This window comes from Marinibacterium sp. SX1 (genome assembly GCF_050389775.1).
Taxonomy (GTDB): domain Bacteria; phylum Pseudomonadota; class Alphaproteobacteria; order Rhodobacterales; family Rhodobacteraceae; genus Marinibacterium.
The window spans coordinates 1,751,001-1,770,692 of the sequence record NZ_CP177144.1; the positions used below are offsets into that span (position 1 = coordinate 1,751,001).

Genomic DNA, 19,692 nt, shown 5'->3' on the forward strand with positions numbered 1-19,692 from the left:
CCGGTCAGCCGGAGCCGCGGGCCCGGGGATGGGCGCGGTCGTAGACATCCATCAGCCGGGCGGTGTCGACGGCGGTATAGGCCTGGGTGGTCGATAGCGAGGCATGGCCCAGGAGGTCCTGGATCGCGCGCAGATCGCCACCGGCGGCCAGCAGGTGGGTGGCAAAGCTGTGGCGCATGGCATGGGGCGTGGCGCTGGCGGGCAGGCCCAGCTGCTGGCGGGCGCGGGCCATGACGCCGCTGATGGTGCGCGGGTTCAGCGCGCCGCCGCGCACGCCGCGAAACAGCGGGGCCTCGGGCGTGACGGGATGCGGGCAGAGCGCGACATAGGCATCGACGGCGGCGCGGGCGGCGGGCAGGACGGGCACGATGCGTTCCTTGCCGCCCTTGCCCAGGATGCGCAGGACATCGGGCAGCGGGGCATCGGCGCCGGTCAGGCCGAGGGCCTCGGAAATGCGCAGGCCGCAGCCCCAGAGCAGGGTCAGCACGGCGGAATCGCGGGCCGAGACCCAGCGCTGGGGGGATTGCAGCTCTACCGTTTCGATCATCGCCCGGGCGGCGTCTTCGGCCAGCGGGCGGGGCAGTTTCTTCTGGAACTTGGGGGCGCGGGTGGACAGCACGGCGGTGGCATCGAACCCCTCGCGTTCGGCCAGCCAGCCGATGAAGCCCTTGACCGCCGAGAGCTTGCGGGCCAGCGAGCGGGCCGACAGGCCCTGGCCGCGTTCGGCGGCCATCCAGGCGCGCATGTCGGACACCGAGATGTCGCGCAGGGGGGCCAGGCCGCCACGCCCGCCCTGGTGAACGGCGAGAAAGGCCAGGAAGCCTGCGACATCGGTGGAATAGGCGCGGATCGTGGCCCGGGCGGCGCCGTTCAGCGCCTGTTCGGCGCTCAGCCAGGATTGCAGGGCGTCCCGGCAGGCCGGGGCGATCAGGGCGGAGCGGTCGGGCGCGCTCACGACAGCCAGTGGCGCATCGACCGTTCGAAGACGCCGGCGAAGAAGGACAGAAGGTCGGTGCCCTGCTGGGGGGTGAACTGGTGCGGGTCCTCGGCGCCCAGGGCCAGCATGCCGGGCAGGCGACCGGGGCCGAAATCGAGGCGCAGGCAGGCTTCGGAGCGGATCCAGCCGGCCTGGGCGCCGTGCACGGTGGTCATGCCGTCCTGCAGCTGGCGCAGGGTGACCTGGTGCACGCGGGGCGGGGCGCCGGTGCCGAGATAGGCGTCGATGAAGCCCGGTTCGGCGATGCGCAGGACCTGGCCCAGGCGGTGCACGGCCGGGTCTTCGTCGGCCTGGGCGGATTCGAGGATCAGGGTGACGGAATCGACGCGCAGGATCTCGGCCACTTCGCCGCCGAGGTCGCTGAGGAAGCTTTCGAATTCGGTCGGGTCGAGCATGCGCAGGATGGCGCGGTGGACCTGGTTGGTGCCGGCGAGGTTTTCATAGGCCGCGGCGATGACCGAGCGGTGGGTGTCTTCGAGCCGGTCGAGCCGGGCTTCGAGACGGTCCATGGCGATGCCGCGCAGGTCGACAATATTGCCGCCCATCGACCGTTCATTGGCCGTGATGAGGGCATGCATGACATCCTTGTCATCCAGGATGGAATCGGGGGCCGCGATGATCGCGGCGCGGATCGCGTCGTCGAGTTTCGGGCTGCTGCTCATGACCGCCTCTGATGATTTGCGACAGTGTATAACATGACCGTCAACGGGTTTTCGACGGAAAAAGACCCCGGGGGACTGGTTGAATTCCTGACCGTGGCACTCCCGCCCCCCGGCAATGGCCCGGCTGCGCCGGCCCCCGGCCGGGCGTTGGGCCCGGCCCTGCGCCCGATGGGCGCAGGGCGGTGGCGTGGGGTGGGGGGTGGTGGGAGCAGGGGGGGAGGGAGGGGCGATCACGCGTGATGGTGCCGGACGATGACGGGTGGGGATGCCGGACAATGGTGCGTGGCAGTGCCGGACGGGAGGCGGTGGCGGGACCGGTGGCACGGGCAGGGCCGGGGAGGGGCAGCCGGCGCGCAGGGTGGCGGCAGGAGCGGCGGAATGCGGGGCGGTTGATTATGGCTGGATCGGCGGCGTTGGGCAGGCCGGGGGCGGGAGGCGGGACGCCCGCGGGTGCTTGGCGGGCAGACGTGCGCGGTAAGGTGCAGTTTGCATGTCAGGGCGGGCGACAAGGGGCCGACCGGCGAAGGGGGCGGGTACCGGGGGGCCTTGCCCTTGGCCGGCCGGCTGGGCTACCCCGGTCGGACGAGGCCGCCGGGCGGGACGGGCGGCCGCAACCCTTCCCGGAGGCAGGCGCATGGACGCGGTTGAGGAATTCGCACCCGGCGAGCCGGTGGCCGTCCTGACCACGCAGCCGCTCGACCGCCTGCTGGATTATGCCGCGCCCGAGACGGGCTGCCGGACCGGGTCCTTTGTCGAGGTGCCGCTGGGCCCGCGCAAGGTGCTGGGCGTGGTCTGGGGCCCCGGGCAGGGCGATTTCGACCGGTCGAAGCTGCGCGCCGTGAACCGGGTGCTGGACGCGCCGCCGATGCGCGAGGAACTGCGGGCCTTCCTGGAGAAATGCGCGGCCTACACGCTGACGCCGATGCCGGCGATGCTGCGGCTGGCGACGCGTGCGCCGGGGCTGGGCGATCCGCCGTCGATGCGCCGGATCTACCGGCTGGGCGATGCCGCGCCCCAGCGGATGACCGATGCGCGGACGCGGGTGCTGGAGGTGCTGCGCGAGCATGGCGGGCTGGCCTTTACCCTGGGCGAGCTGGCCGAAATGGCCGGGGTGACGACATCGGTGGTCAAGGGGCTGGTCAAGCAGGGCGCCGTGCGCGAGGAGGACAGCCCGCGCGACCTGCCCTTCCCGCGGCTTGATCCCGACCGGCCGGGCAAGACCCTGACCGAAGACCAGGAGGCGGCGGCGGAAGCCCTGCGCGAGGGCGTGCGGGCGGGGCAATACGGCACGACGCTGCTGCGGGGGATCACCGGGTCGGGCAAGACCGAGGTCTACCTGGAAGCGGTGGCGGCCTGCCTCGAACGCGGGCGCCAGGCGCTGGTTCTGCTGCCCGAGATCGCGCTGACCAGCGAATTCCTGGCCCGGGTCGAGGCGCGCTTCGGGGCGCGGCCGGCGGAATGGCATTCGGGCGCGACGATGACCGAACGCCGGCGGATCTGGCGGATGGTCGGCGAGGGCGGGGCGCAGCTGGTCGTCGGCGCGCGGTCGGCGCTGTTCCTGCCGTTCCGCGACCTGGGCCTGGTGGTCGTCGACGAGGAACATGACACGGCCTACAAGCAGGAAGAGGGCGTGATGTACAACGCCCGCGACATGGCCGTGCTGCGGGCGTCGATCTGCGGCGCGCAGGTGGTGCTGGCCTCGGCCACGCCGTCGCTGGAAAGCTGGGCGAACGTGCAGGCGGGCAAGTACCGGCGGATCGAGCTGACCTCGCGGTTCGGGGCGTCGATCCTGCCCGAGATGCGGGCGCTGGACATGCGGGCCGCAGGGCTGAAGGCCGGGCGGTGGATCTCGCCGGCGCTGGCCGAGGCGGTCGAGGCGCGGGTGGCCCGGGGCGAGCAGGCGCTGCTGTTCCTCAACCGGCGGGGCTATGCGCCGGTGACGCTGTGCCGGGCCTGTGGCAGCCAGGTGGGCTGTCCGCATTGCGACGCGCGGATGGTCGAACACCGGTTTCTCAAGCGGCTGATGTGCCACCAATGCGGCGAGACGATGCCGATGCCCGAGGCCTGCCCGGATTGCGGGGCCGAGGACAAGCTGGCGCCGGTCGGGCCGGGGGTGGAGCGGCTGGCCGAGGAGGCCGGGCAGCTGTTTCCCGAGGCGCGGCTGGCTGTGCTGAGCTCGGACCTGTTCGGATCGGCCCGGGCGCTGAAGGCCGAGATCGAGAAGATCGCGGCGGGGGCGGCGGACATCATCATCGGCACCCAGCTGGTGGCCAAGGGGCACAATTTCCCGCTGCTGACGCTGGTTGGCGTGATCGATGCCGACCTGGGTCTGCAGGGGTCTGACCTGCGGGCGGCGGAACGGACGTTCCAGCTGATGCGGCAGGTGGCTGGACGGGCGGGACGGGCCGAGCGGGCCGGGCTGGCCCTGTTGCAGACCTATCAGCCCGACCACCCGGTGATCCGGTCGATCCTGGCCGGCGACGAAGAGGGGTTCTGGACCGCCGAGGCAGGCGAGCGCCAGGCCGCCGGGGTGCCGCCCTACGGGCGGATGGCCGGGATCATCCTGTCGGGGTCGGACACGGCCCAGATCTTTGACCTGGGCAATGCGCTGGCGCGCAACGACGGGCCGTTGCGGGCGGTGGGGGCGCAGCTGTTCGGGCCGGCGCCGGCGCCGATCGCGCGGATCCGGGGGCGCCACCGGGTGCGGCTGCTGGTCAAGGCGCCGCGGGGCGTGGCGCTGCAGGAGGCGATCACGCGCTGGCTGGCGCCGGTGCGGCTGAAGGGCGATCTGCGGCTGGCGGTGGATATCGATCCGCAGAGTTTCTTCTGACCGGGTGTCCGGTTTCGGCCCGTGCTGGCCCGTGCCGGCCGGGCGCCAGGCCCGGAGGCCGGCCCGCAACCGGGGCGCCGGTTTCTGAGACGTGGCGCGGGCGGCGGCCTGGGGCCGGATATTTATGAAGAGAAAGAAGCAGCAGGCGGCAGCTGTCGTGTGTATGCTTATTTGTCTCGCCAAGGGCAATTGCGGGGCGTAAAGGAGCAGGCATGGCTCGTATCGTTCCCCTTTCCGACATCGGCGCGCAGCCGGCCTGGCGCCGGCCCATCGTGCTATTGACCCTGACTGCCCTGGCCATGCCCATCGCCTTTGCGACCTGGTCGGCGCTGTTGAACAACTTTGTCATCGAGGTGGCCGATTTCGACGGGTCGGACATCGGCTGGCTGCACACGGTGCGCGAGATCCCGGGTTTCCTGGCGATCGGGGTGATCGCCATCCTGATGGTCATGCGCGAGCAGGTGCTGGGGCTGTTGTCGCTGTTCCTGCTGGGCGTGGCCACGGCGGTGACGGCCTGGTTCCCGACGATGGGGGGCATCCTGACCATCACCCTGCTGAGTTCGATCGGCTTTCATTACTACGAGACGGTCAACCAGTCGCTGCAGCTGCAATGGATCGAGAAATCAAAGGCGCCGCAGGTGCTGGGCTGGCTGCTGGCGGCGGGATCGGCGGCGACGCTGGTGTCCTACGGGCTGATCGTGCTGCTCTGGGACGCGCTGGGGCTGACCTATAACATCGTCTACCTGATGGCCGGGGGCACAACGGCGGTGCTGGCCGTGCTGGGCTTTCTGCTGTGGCCGCAATTCGAAGCGCCGCATCCGCAGGTCAAGAAGATGGTGCTGCGCCGGCGCTACTGGCTCTATTACGCGCTGCAGTTCATGTCGGGCGCGCGGCGGCAGATCTTCGTGGTCTTTGCCGGGTTCATGATGGTCGAACGCTTTGGCTTCGACGTGCACGAGGTGACATCGCTCTACCTGATCAACCTGGTGCTGAACATGGTCTGCGCGCCGCTGCTGGGCAAGGCCGTGTCGGCCTGGGGCGAGCGGCGGGCGCTGATCTTTGAATATGCCGGGCTGATCATCGTCTTCCTGGCCTATGGCGGGATCTATTTCTTTGGCTGGGGCGTGGTGCTGGCGGCGACGCTTTATGTCATCGACCACCTGTTCTTTGCCCTGGCCCTGGCGCTGAAGACCTATTTCCAGAAGATCGCCGATCCGGGTGATATCGCGCCCACCGCCGCCGTGGCCTTTACCATCAACCATATCGCCGCGGTGTTCCTGCCGGCCGGGCTGGGCTATCTGTGGCTGGTGTCGCCGGGCGGGGTCTTTGCGCTGGCCGCGGGCATGGCCGGGGTGTCTCTGGCGCTGGCCATGCTGATCCCGCGTCATCCCGAACCGGGGCACGAGACGATCTTTGCCACGGCCGCCCCGGCCGCTGCCGCCGAATGACATGACACGGCTGCCCGGTCCATTCCGACCGGGCGGTGGCCCCGGCAAGGCGCGGGGCAACGCATCGAGATTTGAGTGAGATTTGAGAGTGTATTCGTGACACTGAGCGTGGGTCGGGCTTTCCCGTGAGTATCCTGAACGAACCCGGCCGGTTTCTGACCGGCTCGACGATGGCCCATGTCCTGCGCATGGCCCTGACGGGCACGGTGGGCTTTCTGTTCATCTTTGCCGTCGATGCGATGAACCTCTACTGGCTGTCGCGGACGGGCGACACGATGCTGATCGCCGCGGCGGGCTTTGCCTTTGCCGTCCAGGTCATCTCGGTGGCCACGGGGATCAGCATGATGATCGCCGCCACGGCGCTGGTCTCAAGGTCGATCGGGGCCGGCGATACGGCCCTGGCCCGGCGCCAGACGACCAGCGCGGCGATCCTGGCCGCGCTGTTGCAGGCGCTGATCGCCCTGGTGCTGCTGGCCTTCCGCCACCAGATCCTGGCGGCCCTGGGTGCGGGAGGCGAGGCGGCCGAGCATGCCGCGCGCTACCTGCTGATCTCGTTGCCGTCGCTGACGATCATCGGGGCGGGCATGGTGATCAACGGGGCGATCCGGGCGCAGGGCGATGCACGGCGGTCGGTGGCCGTGACCATGGCCGGCGGGCTGGTGTCGCTGATGCTCGATCCGATCCTGATCTTCGGGCTGGGCTGGGGGCTGGAAGGCGCGGCGATCGGGGTGGGCGTGGCGCGCATCGTCAGCTTTGCCCTGGGCATCCGCGTGGCCCGGCGCGTCCATGACCTGCTGGCCCGGCCGCGGCTGGCCGACCTGGGCGAGAGCCTCGGGCCCTTTGCGCGCATCGCCCTGCCGGCCCTGCTGACCCAGCTGGCCCGGCCGGTGGGCACGGCCCTGCTGGTCGCCGTGATGGCCCGGTTCGGCGAAGAGGCCATGGCCGGCTGGGCCGTGCTGACCCGGCTGATCATGGTGGCCTTTGGCGGGCTCTTTGCCCTGGCGGCGGCAATCGGGGGGATCTTTGGCCAGAACCTGGGCGCCGGGCGCTACGACCGCCTGCGCAGCACCTACCGCGATGCGGTGATCTTTGGCCTGGGCTACGTGGCCATCGTCTGGATCCTGCTGCACCTGGCCACCGAACCTGTCATCCGGGCCTTTGGCCTGACCGGCCAGGGCGCCGAGGTCATCCGGGCCTTTACCTCGGTAGGGGCGGGGGGCTTTCTGTTTGCCGTCGGGCTCTTCGTGACCAACGCGGCCTTCAATGCCCTGGGCCGAGCGCCCTGGGCCACGGCGATCAACTGGCTGCGCGAAGGCCTGCTGACCTTCCCCGTGGCCAGCCTGATGGCCGCGTCCTTCGGGGCGGTCGGGGTCGTCTATTCGCAGATTGTGGTCAGCATGGTCATCGGCAGTGTTGCCGGGTTGATCGGGATGTGGTTCATCCGCAATCTCAAGCCGGGCACCGCCCCGGATGCCCCCGTCGAACCGACCATCGCCCAATAGGACCTGCCATGACCACCTTTACCGCCCTGACCACGCTGACCGGACGCAAACAGGCCGAGGCGCTCGGCGAGGCGATGGAACGGCTGACGCCCGAGCCGACCGGCGTCGGTGTCTTCGAACTGGAAGACGGATCGGGCCTGTGGGAAGTGGGCGGCTATTTCACCGAAGCCCCGGACCAGGCCGGGTTGGCCCTGCTGGCCGAACTGTTCGGCGCGCGGGGCTTTGTCATTTCGGAACTGCCGGAAACCGACTGGGTGGCCAAGGTCAAGCGCGAGCTGGCGCCGGTCGAGGCCGGGCGGTTCTTTGTCTATGGCAGCCATGATGCCGACCGGGTGCCCGCCGGGGTCGAGCCGCTGCTCATCGACGCGGCCATGGCCTTTGGCACTGGCCACCACGGCACGACGCTGGGCTGTCTCAAGGCGCTGGACTGGCTGATCGGCCAGGGCCAGGCCAAGGCCCGGGTGGCCGATATCGGCTGCGGCACCGCCGTTCTGGCCATGGCCGCCGCGCGGACCTGGCCCGACCGGGTCATCGCCTCGGACATCGACCCGGTGGCCGTCGACGTGGCCGAGGCCAACGTGCGGGCCAACGACCTGGACGGCCGGGTCGATTGCGTCGAGGCCGCGGGCTTTGACCATCCCGCGCTGGCCGCGGCCGCGCCCTTTGACCTGATCTTTGCCAATATCCTCAAGGGCCCGCTGATGGCCCTGTCGCCCGACCTGTGCGGCGCGCTGGAACCGGGCGGTCATGCGATTCTCTCGGGCATCCTGGTCGAACAGGCCGACGACGTGGTCGCGGAATATGCACGCCATGGCGCCAATCTGGAGCGGCGCGAGGACATTGGTGACTGGTCGACGCTAATCCTGCGTAAAACCCTGTAATCGCGGCACATTTTCGCCGCATTTTAAGGGTTCGCCCCATTTTTGCCACAATTCGTCCGTATCCCAAGCCATCCGACGGTGGGGGCCTCGGTACTGGAGTTCGTCATGTCGGGCGATTTCGAAGGGTTTGACGCGCGGTTGCGCCGCATAGAGCGCAACAAGCGTCAGCTGGCCAATGGCTATGAACTGCACATGCAGAACGACGGGCTGATCGTTGCCCGCCCGCGCCGGTCACGTTCGCTGGGCGTGCCGCCCCGGGCCATCATCCTCTTCATCGCCGGTGTCCTGCTCTTCAAGGGTATCCTGATCGCCTCGCTCGGCCCGCTGGCCTATGGCGAACGTGTCACGGCCCTGGGTAATGGGTCGATCGTCGAGCAGGCCGGCGCCTGGGTCATGCAGATCGATCCCGTCTCGGCCGAGATCGGCGCGCGCATTGCCCATTACCTGAAATAGCCGACCCGGCGCCCGCTTCGGACTCCAGGTTCAAACCAGGTCTCAATCCCTGTCAAACCCCGGGATCATATCCCGGCGACAGGCCCCGCAACGGCGCGACATGGCCGGCGGCCCGAGGGGCGCGGAGGGGCGGGGATGATTGTCTTTGGAAATCCGTGCCGGTCGATGCTGCCATGGGGTGGCATCCCGGTCTTTTCGGATCCGGCGGCGGGCCCTGTGCCGTATCGTGGCAGGCCGCCGCTGGGATCCAGAGCCGCCCCTGTCAGGGCGGGGGTGACGACGCCGCGCGAGGCTTTGCGCGCGGCGCGTCAATGTCCACGCATCAGCGAGTCCAGCGGCCGAGCGAGACGGAATCGATGTCGCCGCGGGCCAGACCGATGTCTTCGAGTTCGCGGTCGGTCAGACGCGACAGCGAGTTGCGCGTGCGGCGGGCATCGTTCCAGCCGGCGAAGGCGGCGAAGAGATGCGAGATGGGCGACATCATGCGGCCTGCGGGGCCGGTGGTGCCATAGTCGGGACGAGTGGTGTCAAAAGCAGCCATTTTCCGTTTCCTGATTGTAGGGTGGTCTGATGAACCCGATCACCGGGTCTGGCTCGCACATAGATTGCCCAATATGGCGGCGCAATACGGGCTTCTTGCAAGTTTGATATGCGTTTTGTGAATACCGGAGATTGCGGTAACGGGGCCGTCATAATGTGACATTTCCCGTGCTTTTTATGTGTCGTTTCCGGCCATCCAGATGTCGTTTTCCAGGTGGGTTTGTCGCGCAGGGGACAGGCGATGTCGCAAAGGCGACACCGGCCGGTCCGGGCCGAAGCGCTTGGCAGATGTTCGCGTTTCGTGCTAACGGTTGAAAAAATTCCAACACGGGCACGGGGCAGGGCGGCGGAATGCGGGTATTGGGCATCGATCCGGGATTGCAGACCATGGGCTGGGGCGTGATCGAGCAGAACGGCAGCCGGCTGAGTCACGTGGCCAACGGCATCTGCACGACCAGCGGGCGCGATGACCTGGCCGGGCGGCTGCTGTCGCTCTTCGACCAGCTCAGCGCGGTGCTGCGCGATCATGCGCCCGACGAGGCGGCGGTGGAAAAGACCTTCGTCAACAAGGACGGGTCGGGCACGCTGAAACTGGGCCAGGCCCGGGGCGTGGCCCTTCTGGTGCCGGCGCGGGCGGGGCTGCCGGTCGGTGAATATTCCCCCAATTCGGTCAAGAAGACGGTGGTCGGCGTGGGCCATGCCGACAAGCGCCAGGTCATGCACATGGTGCGCCTGCAATTGCCCGGCGCCCAGCCGACCAGCCCCGATGCGGCCGACGCCCTGGCCATCGCGATCTGCCATGCCCGCCACGGCGGGGCCGGGGGCGTGACCCTGCGCGAGGTGCGGGCATGATCGGGCGGCTGTCGGGGCGGCTGGATTATCGGGCCGGCGATCACGTGCTGATCGATGTGCGCGGGGTGGGCTACGTGGTCTATTGTTCCGAACGCACCCTGGCCGCGCTGCCCGGGCCGGGCGAGGCGGTGTCGCTTTATACCGACCTGCTGGTGCGCGAGGACTTGTTGCAGCTCTTCGGTTTTCCGTCCCTGGTCGAGAAGGAATGGCACCGGCTGCTGATGTCGGTCCAGGGGGTCGGGGCCAAGGCGTCGCTGGCCATCCTGGGCGCGTTGGGCGCGGATGGGGTCAGCCGGGCGATTGCCCTGGGCGACTGGTCGGCGGTGACGGCGGCCAAGGGCATCGGGCCCAAGTCGGCACAGCGCATCGTGCTCGATCTCAAGGACAAGGCGCCGACGGTCATGGCCATGACCGCCCCGGCCAGCGCTCCGGCCGCGCCCGTGGCCGAACCGTCGGACGCGGTGATCGATCCCGCCCCGCCGGCCGCTCCGCCGCCGCCGCCATCGAATGCCCAGGCCGATGCGCTCTCGGCGCTGACCAACCTGGGCTATGCCCCGGGCGAGGCCGCGGCGGCCGTGGCCGAGGCCCTGGGCGAGACGCCCGGGGGGGATGCCTCGACCGTGATCCGCGCGGCGCTGCGCCTGCTGGCTCCGAAAGGCTAAACGATGACCGGAGCCGACCCGACCCTGCGCCCCGATCCGCTGCCCGAGGACAACGACCGCGCCCTGCGCCCGCGCCAGCTGGGCGATTTCATCGGCCAGGCCGAGGCCCGGGCCAACTTGGCGGTGTTCATCGCCTCGGCCCGCCAGCGTGGCGAGGCCATGGACCACACGCTGTTCCACGGCCCGCCGGGGCTGGGCAAGACGACCCTGGCCCAGATCATGGCCCGCGAGCTGGGGGTCAATTTCCGCATGACTTCGGGCCCGGTGCTGGCCAAGGCCGGCGACTTGGCCGCAATCCTGACCAATCTCGAAGCCCGGGACGTGCTGTTCATCGACGAGATCCACCGGCTGAACCCGGTGGTCGAAGAGGTGCTCTACCCGGCGATGGAGGATTTCGAGCTGGACCTGGTGATCGGCGAAGGCCCGGCGGCCCGGACCGTGCGGATCGAGCTGCAGCCCTTCACCCTGGTCGGGGCGACAACGCGGATGGGGCTTCTGACCACCCCCCTGCGCGACCGCTTCGGCATCCCGACCCGGTTGCAATTCTACACCGTGGACGAGCTGCACGAGATCGTCACGCGCAACGCCCACACCCTTGGCGCCCCGGCCGACGAGGCCGGCGCGCGCGAGATCGCCCGCCGCGCCCGGGGCACCCCGCGGATCGCCGGGCGGCTGCTGCGCCGGGTGGTGGATTTCGCGGTGGTCGAGGGTGATGGCCGGATCGACCGGGCGCTGGCCGACCGGGCGCTGACCCGGCTGGGCGTCGATGCCCTGGGGCTCGACGGGGCCGACCGGCGCTACCTCGGCCTGATCGCGGAACATTACCAGGGCGGCCCGGTCGGGATCGAGACGCTCTCGGCGGCCCTGTCGGAAAGCCGCGATGCTCTGGAAGAGGTGATCGAGCCCTACCTGCTGCAACAAGGCCTGATCCAGCGCACCCCGCGCGGCCGCATGCTGGGCCAGCGCGCCTGGACCCACCTGGGGCTTCAGCCACCGGGCCAGGACCGTGATCTCTTTTCTTGATCGTTGCGCCACGGGGCTGGCGTCCGGCCGGATATTTGGAAAGAGAAAGAAGCAGCAGGGCGCGCTTGCTGCTTCTTTCTCTTCTTAAATATCCGGCGATCGGCCGGGGCCGGGCGGGCGCTTGCAGAAAAGGGCGATGCCCCATAAATCGGGCGCATGAGCGATGCCATCCAGCCGGCCGATGTCGAGGCCTTCTTCACCCGGGATGACGGGTCCTTTCTGTTCGCGCGCTGGGGGCGGCCGCTGGCGCCGATGGTGATCGGCGTCGATGATGCCACCCTCGCCGTCGTCAAGGGCGCCTTTGAAGCGGTGGCCACCTTGCCGGGCCAGCCGATGCTGGCCGAAACCGATCCCGAGCTGGGGTCGAACTGCATGATGTTCTTCTTCCGCGACTGGGACGAATTGGCCGCCGTGCCCGACCTGGACCGACTGATCCCCGATCTTGCCGCGCTGCTGGGCCGGCTGAAGGCCGCCGATGCCAACCAGTACCGCGTCTTTCGTTTCGACGAGGCCGGGGCGATCAAGGCCGTCTTCGTCTTTCTGCGCATGGATGACCAGCTGGCCGCCATGCCGGCCGGCGACCTGGCGCTGGCCCAGGTGGCCCAGGTCATGCTCTGCTGGTCCGAGGCCGCCTTTCGCAACCGTTCGCCCCTGGCCCGGATCGGTGACACGACCATCCTGCGGCCCGACGTCTCGGCCATCATCCGGGCGGCCCATGATCCCCTGCTGCCGGCCGTGGCCACCGACCCGTCCCATGCGCTGCGGCTCTTTGCCCGGCTGGAGACCCCGGCGTGAGCGCGCCTGATGCCCCCGCGGCCCATGTCTTCGGGCTGGACGTCCATTACGAAGACACCGACATGGGCGGCATCGTCTACCACGCCAATTACCTGCGCTTCATCGAACGCGCGCGCAGTGCCTGGGTGCGCACCCTGGGGATCGACCAGAACGCCCTGCGCGAGGCTGGCACCGTCTTTGTCGTCCGCCATGTCGAATGTGATTTCCTGGCCACCGCCCGGTTCGAGGACGCGCTGTGCGTCGACACCCGGGTGCTCGACCGCTCCGGCGCGCGCCTGCGGCTGGAACAGGTCGTGAGACGGGGCGACCAGCCGCTGTTCACCGCCCGGGTGACCGTCGTGGCCATGGGGCTTTCGGGCCGGCCGACCCGTCTTCCGGCAGAGATTCGCGCATTGCCGCGATGAATGTTTCGCGATTTTCCCCGGTTCTGTTGGAAATCGGCGACGCGATGCATTAACTTTCCGCCAACGACAAAGCAGAGAAACGGGCGGCGACACGCCCCGCACATAACGAGCAGGCGGATGGAAACGGACATTCTGGCAGCGGCCCAGGAGATCGATTTTTCGGTCTGGGGGCTTTACGCACGGGCAACGCTGACGGTGAAACTCGTCATGCTGGCGCTGCTCCTGGCCTCTTTCTGGTCCTGGGCGATCATCATCCAGAAACACCTGGGCTATGCCCGGGCACGGGCCAGGGCGCGGGCCTTCGACCGGGAATTCTGGTCGGGCGAGCCGCTGGACGGGCTGTTCGACCAGATCGCCAACGCCCCGCGCAGCGCGATGGACCGGGTGTTCATCGCCGGCATGACGGAATGGCGCCGGTCCCACCGCGAGGACGGACGTCTGATCGGCGGGGCGATGGACCGGATCGACCGGTCGATGGACGTGGCCATCGCCAAGGAGGCCGAGGCCCAGACCAGCGGCCTGTCGGTGCTGGCCACGATCGGGTCGACCGCGCCCTTTGTCGGCCTGTTCGGCACGGTCTTCGGCATCATGAACGCCTTCATCGAGATCGCCGAACAGCAGAACACCAACCTGGCCGTGGTCGCCCCGGGCATCGCCGAGGCCCTGCTGGCCACCGGGCTGGGCCTGTTCGCGGCCATCCCGGCCGTGATCTTCTATAACAAGCTGTCGTCGGACGGGGACCGGATCGTCGCGGGGTACGAGACCTTTGCCGACGAATTTGCCACCATCCTGTCGCGCCAGCTGGACAGCTGAGCCATGGGCGCCGCGATCCAGACCACCGAACGGCGCACCCGCAAGCGCGGCCATCGCCGGGCCCGGCCGATGGCCGAGATCAACGTCACGCCGTTCGTCGACGTGATGATGGTGCTGCTGATCATCTTCATGGTGGCCGCGCCGTTGCTGACCGTGGGCGTGCCCGTCGAACTGCCCAAGACCGCGGCCAATGCCCTGCCCGATGCCGAGGAAGAGCCGCTGACCGTGACCGTCACGGCCGAGGGCGCCGTGCAGATCCAGACCACCGACACCGACCGCGACGAGCTGGTCAGCCGCCTGCGGGCGATCATGGCCGAACGGACCAGCGACCGGGTGTTCCTGCGGGCCGATGGCCGGGTGCCCTATGCGACGGTCATGGAAGTCATGGGTGCGCTGAACGCCGGGGGCTTTTCCAATATCGGCCTGGTGACCGACAGCGGGGGTCCGACGCTCGACCAGGCGTCGGACGGGTAAGGCCCGCGCAGTGCAGACCGGCACGGCCATATCCGGGATCGCGCATCTGACATTGATCGGATGGGTGATCCTCAAGGGCGTCTTCAGCATAGAGCCCGAACCGGTCCCGGTGACCGAGGTGGCGCTGGTATCGGCCGAGGAATATGCCGCGCTGACCGCGCCGTTCCCCGCGCCCGACACGGCCCAGACCCCGGCCGACCTTGCCCAGCCCGCGGACCCGGCGCCCGAAGAGCCGCCGTCACCCGAGATCGCCGAGGATCCGGCACCCGAGCGTCCGGCGGTGACCCCGCCGCCGCCGGCGCCCGAACCCGCGCCCGAAGCACCGGCCGAGCCCGAGCCGCCGCAGCCGCCGGCGCCCGATATCGCCGCGCAGGAACCTGAAACGCCCGAACCCCCGGCGCCGCCGGCGCAGGACCAGGCCGCGCTGGCCCCCGACACGGCGCAGCGCCCGCCCGAACGCCCGATCGAGCGCGAGGCGGCCACGCCCGCGCCGCCGCCGCCGCCCGATACGCGGCCCGACCCGGTGACCCAGGCCCCGGTGGCGCCCGACGGCCGCCAGGACGAAGCGCCCGAGGCCGATGTTGCGGCAGCCCCGGAAGCGGCCGTCGATACCCTGCCGGAACCCGAGGTCGAGCCTCAGCCCGAGGCGCAGCCGGTGCCCGATCCCGAACCCGTGCCCGATCCGGCGCCGGAGCCGCCGGCCGAGACGGCCGAGGCCGCGCCCGAGGTCCCGGCCGACGTGCCGGCCGCGCCGACCCAATCGCGCCGTCCGGCCACCCGGCCCAGCCGCCCGACACCGCCCGCGCCGCAGGCCCAGGCGGCCCAGACGCCCGAGCCCCAGGTCGAGGTGCCGACGGCCCCGGCCGAGACCCAGCCCGACCGCAGCCAGGCGGTGGACGATGCCGTGGCCGCGGCGCTTGGCCAGGCCGGGGCGGGCAACCCGGCGCCGGCCGGCCCGCCGCTGACCGGCGGCGAGCGCGAATCCCTGCGTGTTGCGGTTTCGCAATGCTGGAGCGTCGGGTCCTTGTCATCGGCCGCGCTGGCGACCACAGTGGTCGTGGGCGTGTCGATGACGCCGGACGGGCGCCCGGTGACGAATTCAATTCGACTGGTGTCGTGGAGTGGGGGATCGGACTCCGCAGCTCAACAGGCTTTCGACGCGGCGCGTCGGGCCATCATCCGCTGCGGTCAGCAGGGCTATCCCCTGCCGGCCGACAAGTACGAGCAGTGGCGCGACATCGAAATGACATTCAACCCTGAGAAGATGCAGTACAGATGATGCGATTGGTCCAGAGTTTCCTCGCCGCGGCGCTGACCGCCCTGATCCTGCCCGTTGCCGTGTCGGCCCAGGGCGGGCCCCTGCGGATCGAGATCACCGACGGGGTGATCGAACCGCTGCCCTTTGCCGTGCCGGGCTTTGTGCCCGACACGCCGGCGGCGGCGGAATACGGCACGTCCCTGGCCCGGGTCGTGGCCTCGGATCTCGCCGGCACCGGCCTTTTCCGCGAAATCCCGGCCTCGGCACATATCTCGACGGTGGCCGATTTCGGCGCGCCGGTGCAGTTCGCCGATTGGAAAACGATCAATGCGCAGGCTCTGATCACCGGGGCGGTATCACTTTCGGGTGACCGGCTGACCGTGCAGTTCCGCGTCTACGACGTGTTCTCCGGGGCCGAGATCGGCACCGGTCTGCAGTTTGCCGGCACGACGGACGGCTGGCGGCGCATGGCGCACAAGGTGGCCGACACGGTCTATTCGCGCCTGACGGGCGAGACGGCCTATTTCGACAGCCGCGTGGTCTTCGTGTCGGAAACCGGGCCCAAGAACGACCGCCACAAGCGCCTGGCGATCATGGATTACGACGGCGCCAACGTGCAGTACCTGACCGACAGCAACGCGCTGGTCCTGGCTCCGCGGTTCTCGCCGACGGGCGACCGGGTGCTCTATACGTCCTACGAAAGCGGCTTTCCGCGGATCTATGTCATGGACGTGGGCCAGGTGCAGCGCCGGGTGCTGGACACTCAGGAAGGCTCGATGTCCTTTGCCCCGCGGTTCTCGCCCGATGGCAACACCGTGGTCTTTTCCCAGGCCCAGGGCGGCAATACCGACATCTACGCGATGAACCTGGCCAGCGGCCAGCGTACCCGGCTGACCAATGCGCCGTCGATCGAAACGGCCCCCAGCTTTTCGCCGGACGGCAGCCAGATCGTCTTTGAAAGCGACCGCTCGGGCGGTCAGCAGCTCTACATCATGCCGGCCTCGGGCGGCGAGGCCCGGCGGATCTCGTCGGGGGCCGGGCGTTATGGCACGCCGGTCTGGTCGCCGCGCGGCGACCTGATCGCTTTCACCAAGCAGAACAAGGGCCGGTTCCACATCGGGGTGATGCGCACCGACGGCACCGGCGAGCGGCTGCTGACGGCCTCCTTCCTGGACGAAGGCCCGACCTGGGCGCCCAATGGCCGGGTGATCATGTTCACCCGCGAAAGCCAGGGCACCGACGGCCGCGCGCGGCTCTATTCGGTCGATATCTCGGGGCGCAATCTCAAGCCCGTGACAACGCCGGATGGCGGGTCGGACCCGGCCTGGTCGCCGTTGCAGCGATAAGCCGCCGACGCAATGCCGCATAGGCGGATTTATTCACATGAAACACACGCTGTGTTAAGGGACCGGAAATGAACATAACGGGCAAGGCAGGGGCTGAAGCATGAAATTTGCGGGCAGGCTCACGGGACTTCTGGCAACGGCCGCATTGGTGGCCGCCTGTTCCAACAAGAACGCACTCGATGACGTCAACAGCGTCGATCTCAACAGCCAGTCTTCGGGCGTGGCGGCCGGGTCGGCCAGCGATCCGACATCGCCGGTCTACTTCCAGCAGGCCATCGGCGACCGGGTGTTCTTTTCGGTCGACCAGTCGACGCTGAGCGATGCCGCGCGGCAGACGCTGAGCGGCCAGGCGACCTGGCTTCTGAAGAACACCGATTACACCGCGACGATCGAGGGCCATGCCGACGAACAGGGCACGCGGGAATACAACGTGGCGCTCGGCGAGCGCCGGGCCAACGCGGCACGCGAATACCTGATCTCGCGCGGGGTGGCCGGCAACCGCCTGCGCATCGTGAGCTATGGCAAGGAACGCCCGGTCGAGATCTGCTCGGAAGAGGCATGTTATGCCAAGAACCGCCGGGTCGTGACCGTCCTTGCGGCGGGACTGACGGGGTAGGCCAACCATGCGATCAGCCTTCCTGGCCCTGGTCCTGACCTCTGCGTTCGGGGCGGTGGCGGTGCAACCCGCGCCGGCCCTGGCCCAGGCCGCGGCCCCGGGCGACCAGACCCTGGCGGACATCCGCCAGGAACTGTCCGTGCTCTATGTCGAGATCCAGAAGCTCAAGCGCGAATTGTCGACGACGGGCACGCCGTCGGTGCAGCTCAGCGGCGATACGGTGCTGGAACGCGTGGCCTCGATCGAGACGGCGTTGCAGACCCTGACGGCCCGGACCGAACAGCTGGAATTCCGCATCGGCGAAGTGGTGCGCGACGGGACCAACCGGATCGGTGACCTGGAATTCCGCCTGGTCGAGCTGGAAGGCGGCGATGTCAGCCAGCTGGGCGAGACATCGACCCTGGGCGGGGCGGCGGCTGCGCCGGTGGCCCCGGCCGCGCCGGTCACGCCCGAGACACCGGGCACCGAACTGGCCATCGGCGAACAGGCCGATTTCGATGCCGCGCGCACGGCCCTGGCCGAGGGCCGCTATGGCGAGGCGGCAGACGGCTTTGCCCGCTTCGTCGAGAATTATCCCGGCAGCCCGCTGGCCGCGCAGGCCCACCTGGGCCGGGGCAAGGCCCTGACCGGCCTGTCCGATACGCGCGAGGCCGCGCGGGCCTACCTGGCCAGTTTCAGCGCCGATCCGACGGGCACCCATGCCTCGGAATCGCTGACCCTGCTGGGTGCGGCGCTTGGCAAGCTGGGCCAGGTCAACCAAGCCTGCCTGACCCTGGCCGAGGTGGCCACCCGGTTCCCCCTGTCGGACGCGGTGCCCGTGGCCCGGTCGGAAATGGACGCCCTGGGCTGCCAGTGATCGACGGCGACACCGATATCCTATCGGTGGTCCGGTCTCAGTTTCACGCCGCCCCGCCATCGCGGCTGGGCGTGGCGGTGTCCGGCGGCGGCGATTCCGTGGCGCTTCTGCACATCCTCAGCCGGTGTCTCGATACCTCGGCCGTCGATATCCGGGCGGTGACCGTCGACCACGGGCTGCGCCCGGAGGCGGCCGACGAGGCCGCCCAGGTGGCCGCCCTGGCCGGCCGGCTGGGGCTGAGCCACACCACGCTGCGCTGGCAGGGCTGGGACGGGCAGGGCAACCTGCAGGCCGCCGCCCGCGAGGCGCGCTATGCGCTGATCTGCGACTGGGCCCGCCAGAACGGCATCGCGCTGGTGGCACTGGGGCATACGGCCGATGACCAGGCCGAAACGGTGCTGATGCGCCTGGGCCGGTCGGCCGGGGTCGACGGGCTGGCCGGCATCCCGGCCCGGCGCACGATGCACGGCGTGTCGCTTCTGCGGCCCGTGCTGGGGCTGACCCGGCAGGAGCTGCGCGATTACCTCGGCCGCAACGGCGTGACCTGGTGCGAGGATCCGTCGAACGACGACAGCCGCTATGACCGGGTGCAGGCCCGGTCGATCCTGGCCGCGCTGGCCCCGCTGGGGGTGACGACCGAAGGGCTGGCGGCCATTGCCGGCTACATGGGCGAGGCCCGCGAGGCGCTCGACTGGTACAGCTTTCTCACGGCCCGCGACATCGCGCTGGTCAATTCCGGTGACGTGATCCTTGACCTGCGCCGGTTCCGCACCCTGCCGCAGGACATTGCCCGGCGGCTGTTGCAACGGGCGGTGATGTGGGTCGGACAGGCCGATTACCCGCCGCGCCGGGCGGCCATGGCCCAGGCCATCGACGGGCTGCGCCACGGGCGGGGGGCGACGCTGGGCGGCTGCCGCATCCTGGTGGTCGACGGGTCGATCTGGATCTGCCGGGAATATGCCGTGGTGCGCGACATGGTCGTGGCCCCGGGCCAGCCCTGGGACGGGCGCTGGACACTGATCGGCCCGGTGATGCAGGACGGGCTGACCATTGCGCCACTTGGCCGCAACGGGCTGGCCCAGGTCCCCGACTGGCGCTCGTCGGGCCGGCCGCATGGCGCGCTCATGGCGTCTCCGGCGGTGTGGTGCGGCGATACGCTGGTCGCCGCGCCGCTGGCCGGCATGGCCAACGGATGGCGTGCCGAGTTGCAGGAGAGCGCCGAAGCCTTCTTTGCTGCGCTATTATCCAATTGAACCCAGCGGTGTGATGTCTATCTTATG

Annotated in this window: 20 protein-coding genes; 17 read left to right on the forward strand and 3 right to left on the reverse strand. The window is 69.4% G+C overall.

Annotated elements, in window-relative coordinates; all coding sequences use genetic code 11:
- Positions 1-4: 4 nt before the first annotated feature.
- Positions 5-955 (reverse strand): tyrosine recombinase XerC, encoded by a 951-nt coding sequence (locus ACK3BB_RS07700; RefSeq protein WP_428928135.1) that lies wholly within the window; start codon positions 953-955, stop codon positions 5-7.
- Entirely contained in the window at positions 952-1,659 is a 708-nt protein-coding gene (locus tag ACK3BB_RS07705; protein ID WP_428928136.1) for a DUF484 family protein, read from the reverse strand. Before ACK3BB_RS07705 ends, ACK3BB_RS07700 begins: the two co-directional genes overlap by 4 nt.
- Before the next feature lie 634 nt (positions 1,660-2,293).
- Here ACK3BB_RS07705 and ACK3BB_RS07710 point away from each other — a divergent pair.
- From ACK3BB_RS07710 to ACK3BB_RS07730, 5 genes are all read left to right on the forward strand, one after another.
- Positions 2,294-4,489 carry a primosomal protein N' gene (locus tag ACK3BB_RS07710; protein ID WP_428928137.1) on the forward strand — a complete coding sequence of 732 codons (2,196 nt, stop codon included), beginning with the start codon at positions 2,294-2,296 and terminating at the stop codon, positions 4,487-4,489.
- A 212-nt stretch (positions 4,490-4,701) separates the two neighbouring features.
- The gene (locus ACK3BB_RS07715; protein ID WP_428928138.1) at positions 4,702-5,937 is read left to right on the forward strand and encodes an MFS transporter; all 1,236 of its coding nucleotides are present in this window, start codon (positions 4,702-4,704) and stop codon (positions 5,935-5,937) included.
- Between the two features lie 125 nt (positions 5,938-6,062).
- Positions 6,063-7,439, forward strand: coding sequence for an MATE family efflux transporter (locus ACK3BB_RS07720; protein ID WP_428928139.1), 1,377 nt, complete (start codon positions 6,063-6,065; stop codon positions 7,437-7,439).
- A gap of 8 nt (positions 7,440-7,447) precedes the next feature.
- Positions 7,448-8,320 carry a 50S ribosomal protein L11 methyltransferase gene (locus ACK3BB_RS07725; RefSeq protein WP_428928140.1) on the forward strand — a complete coding sequence of 291 codons (873 nt, stop codon included), beginning with the start codon at positions 7,448-7,450 and terminating at the stop codon, positions 8,318-8,320.
- A 105-nt stretch (positions 8,321-8,425) separates the two neighbouring features.
- The gene (locus tag ACK3BB_RS07730; RefSeq protein WP_428928141.1) at positions 8,426-8,773 is read left to right on the forward strand and encodes a hypothetical protein; all 348 of its coding nucleotides are present in this window, start codon (positions 8,426-8,428) and stop codon (positions 8,771-8,773) included.
- A 322-nt stretch (positions 8,774-9,095) separates the two neighbouring features.
- Here the strand turns inward: ACK3BB_RS07730 and ACK3BB_RS07735 are convergent, their stop codons facing one another.
- Positions 9,096-9,314, reverse strand: a complete 219-nt coding sequence (locus tag ACK3BB_RS07735; protein WP_428928142.1) for a DUF1127 domain-containing protein — start codon at positions 9,312-9,314, stop codon at positions 9,096-9,098.
- Positions 9,315-9,664: 350 nt separating this feature from the next.
- Between ACK3BB_RS07735 and ruvC the strand changes: the two genes are divergently transcribed.
- The 12 genes from ruvC (at position 9,665) to tilS (ending at position 19,665) form a co-directional block, all read left to right on the forward strand.
- A complete protein-coding gene (ruvC, locus tag ACK3BB_RS07740; RefSeq protein ID WP_428928143.1) occupies positions 9,665-10,165 on the forward strand; it encodes a crossover junction endodeoxyribonuclease RuvC in 501 nt (166 codons plus the stop codon).
- Positions 10,162-10,827 (forward strand): Holliday junction branch migration protein RuvA, encoded by a 666-nt coding sequence (ruvA, locus tag ACK3BB_RS07745; RefSeq protein ID WP_428928144.1) that lies wholly within the window; start codon positions 10,162-10,164, stop codon positions 10,825-10,827. Before ruvC ends, ruvA begins: the two co-directional genes overlap by 4 nt.
- 3 nt (positions 10,828-10,830) lie before the next feature.
- Positions 10,831-11,850, forward strand: a complete 1,020-nt coding sequence (ruvB, locus tag ACK3BB_RS07750; protein ID WP_428928145.1) for a Holliday junction branch migration DNA helicase RuvB — start codon at positions 10,831-10,833, stop codon at positions 11,848-11,850.
- 156 nt (positions 11,851-12,006) lie between these two features.
- Positions 12,007-12,645, forward strand: a complete 639-nt coding sequence (locus tag ACK3BB_RS07755; RefSeq protein WP_428928146.1) for a hypothetical protein — start codon at positions 12,007-12,009, stop codon at positions 12,643-12,645.
- The gene (gene ybgC, locus ACK3BB_RS07760; protein ID WP_428928147.1) at positions 12,642-13,049 is read left to right on the forward strand and encodes a tol-pal system-associated acyl-CoA thioesterase; all 408 of its coding nucleotides are present in this window, start codon (positions 12,642-12,644) and stop codon (positions 13,047-13,049) included. Before ACK3BB_RS07755 ends, ybgC begins: the two co-directional genes overlap by 4 nt.
- Positions 13,050-13,166: 117 nt before the next feature.
- Positions 13,167-13,862: a protein TolQ gene (gene tolQ / locus ACK3BB_RS07765; RefSeq protein ID WP_428928148.1), complete on the forward strand. Its 696-nt coding sequence runs from the start codon at positions 13,167-13,169 to the stop codon at positions 13,860-13,862.
- Positions 13,863-13,865: 3 nt separating this feature from the next.
- On the forward strand, positions 13,866-14,336 hold the full coding sequence (tolR, locus tag ACK3BB_RS07770; protein WP_428928149.1) for a protein TolR: 471 nt from the start codon (positions 13,866-13,868) through the stop codon (positions 14,334-14,336).
- 10 nt (positions 14,337-14,346) lie between these two features.
- Positions 14,347-15,615: an energy transducer TonB gene (locus ACK3BB_RS07775; RefSeq protein WP_428928150.1), complete on the forward strand. Its 1,269-nt coding sequence runs from the start codon at positions 14,347-14,349 to the stop codon at positions 15,613-15,615.
- Positions 15,612-16,940: a Tol-Pal system beta propeller repeat protein TolB gene (gene tolB, locus ACK3BB_RS07780; RefSeq protein ID WP_428928151.1), complete on the forward strand. Its 1,329-nt coding sequence runs from the start codon at positions 15,612-15,614 to the stop codon at positions 16,938-16,940. Before ACK3BB_RS07775 ends, tolB begins: the two co-directional genes overlap by 4 nt.
- Positions 16,941-17,040: 100 nt before the next feature.
- A complete protein-coding gene (pal, locus tag ACK3BB_RS07785) occupies positions 17,041-17,556 on the forward strand; it encodes a peptidoglycan-associated lipoprotein Pal (RefSeq protein ID WP_428928152.1) in 516 nt (171 codons plus the stop codon).
- Between the two features lie 7 nt (positions 17,557-17,563).
- Positions 17,564-18,412 (forward strand): tol-pal system protein YbgF, encoded by an 849-nt coding sequence (ybgF, locus tag ACK3BB_RS07790; RefSeq protein ID WP_428928153.1) that lies wholly within the window; start codon positions 17,564-17,566, stop codon positions 18,410-18,412.
- On the forward strand, positions 18,409-19,665 hold the full coding sequence (tilS, locus tag ACK3BB_RS07795) for a tRNA lysidine(34) synthetase TilS (RefSeq protein ID WP_428928154.1): 1,257 nt from the start codon (positions 18,409-18,411) through the stop codon (positions 19,663-19,665). Before ybgF ends, tilS begins: the two co-directional genes overlap by 4 nt.
- Positions 19,666-19,692: the final 27 nt, after the last annotated feature.

Bases quoted from the DNA above. Each gene is read 5' to 3' on its own strand.
- ACK3BB_RS07705 (WP_428928136.1), bottom strand. From the start codon at position 1,659: ATGAGCAGCAGCCCGAAACTCGACGACGCGATCCGCGCCGCGATCATC.
- ACK3BB_RS07710 (WP_428928137.1), top strand. From the start codon at position 2,294: ATGGACGCGGTTGAGGAATTCGCACCCGGCGAGCCGGTGGCCGTCCTG.
- ACK3BB_RS07715 (WP_428928138.1), top strand. From the start codon at position 4,702: ATGGCTCGTATCGTTCCCCTTTCCGACATCGGCGCGCAGCCGGCCTGG.
- ACK3BB_RS07725 (WP_428928140.1), top strand. From the start codon at position 7,448: ATGACCACCTTTACCGCCCTGACCACGCTGACCGGACGCAAACAGGCC.
- ACK3BB_RS07730 (WP_428928141.1), top strand. From the start codon at position 8,426: ATGTCGGGCGATTTCGAAGGGTTTGACGCGCGGTTGCGCCGCATAGAG.
- ACK3BB_RS07735 (WP_428928142.1), bottom strand. From the start codon at position 9,314: ATGGCTGCTTTTGACACCACTCGTCCCGACTATGGCACCACCGGCCCC.
- ruvC (WP_428928143.1), top strand. From the start codon at position 9,665: ATGCGGGTATTGGGCATCGATCCGGGATTGCAGACCATGGGCTGGGGC.
- ruvA (WP_428928144.1), top strand. From the start codon at position 10,162: ATGATCGGGCGGCTGTCGGGGCGGCTGGATTATCGGGCCGGCGATCAC.
- ruvB (WP_428928145.1), top strand. From the start codon at position 10,831: ATGACCGGAGCCGACCCGACCCTGCGCCCCGATCCGCTGCCCGAGGAC.
- ACK3BB_RS07755 (WP_428928146.1), top strand. From the start codon at position 12,007: ATGAGCGATGCCATCCAGCCGGCCGATGTCGAGGCCTTCTTCACCCGG.
- tolQ (WP_428928148.1), top strand. From the start codon at position 13,167: ATGGAAACGGACATTCTGGCAGCGGCCCAGGAGATCGATTTTTCGGTC.
- tolR (WP_428928149.1), top strand. From the start codon at position 13,866: ATGGGCGCCGCGATCCAGACCACCGAACGGCGCACCCGCAAGCGCGGC.
- tolB (WP_428928151.1), top strand. From the start codon at position 15,612: ATGATGCGATTGGTCCAGAGTTTCCTCGCCGCGGCGCTGACCGCCCTG.
- pal (WP_428928152.1), top strand. From the start codon at position 17,041: ATGAAATTTGCGGGCAGGCTCACGGGACTTCTGGCAACGGCCGCATTG.
- ybgF (WP_428928153.1), top strand. From the start codon at position 17,564: ATGCGATCAGCCTTCCTGGCCCTGGTCCTGACCTCTGCGTTCGGGGCG.